Origin of the sequence: Dietzia sp. Cai40, from assembly GCF_014145165.1 — a bacterium.
Taxonomy (GTDB): domain Bacteria; phylum Actinomycetota; class Actinomycetes; order Mycobacteriales; family Mycobacteriaceae; genus Dietzia; species Dietzia natronolimnaea.
In genome coordinates this window covers 1-260 of record NZ_JAALEB010000448.1, presented here as the reverse complement: position 1 = coordinate 260, position 260 = coordinate 1, and the positions used below count along the sequence as shown (strand labels likewise).

The window sequence follows — 260 nt, the reverse complement described above, 5'->3', positions numbered from 1 at the left end:
TCACGGGCACCGCGGCGCTCGCGGCGATCTCCATCGCCTACCTTCCGAACGTCGTCATGGCCGCGGCCACCCTCGCGGTCGGCGGGGAGGCCCACCTCGGGGAGGCCTCGTACAGTGTGTTCGCCGTGTCCCGCGGGCCGATGCCCGAGGTCCCGCTCGCGGCGGCGCTGCCCACGACGGATCCGCACTGGTCGATGCAGGCGCTGTTGTTGGTGACGGTGCTCGTGGCGGCCGGGCTCGCCCGTGCGGTCGCGCACTGG

The 260-nt window shown here is 74.2% G+C and carries 1 protein-coding gene; it reads left to right on the top strand.

Features of this window, described 5'->3' with window-relative positions; genetic code table 11:
• Positions 1-260, top strand: a 260-nt coding sequence (locus G6022_RS15375; RefSeq protein WP_241731254.1) for a DUF6350 family protein, incomplete at both ends; no start/stop codon positions are given.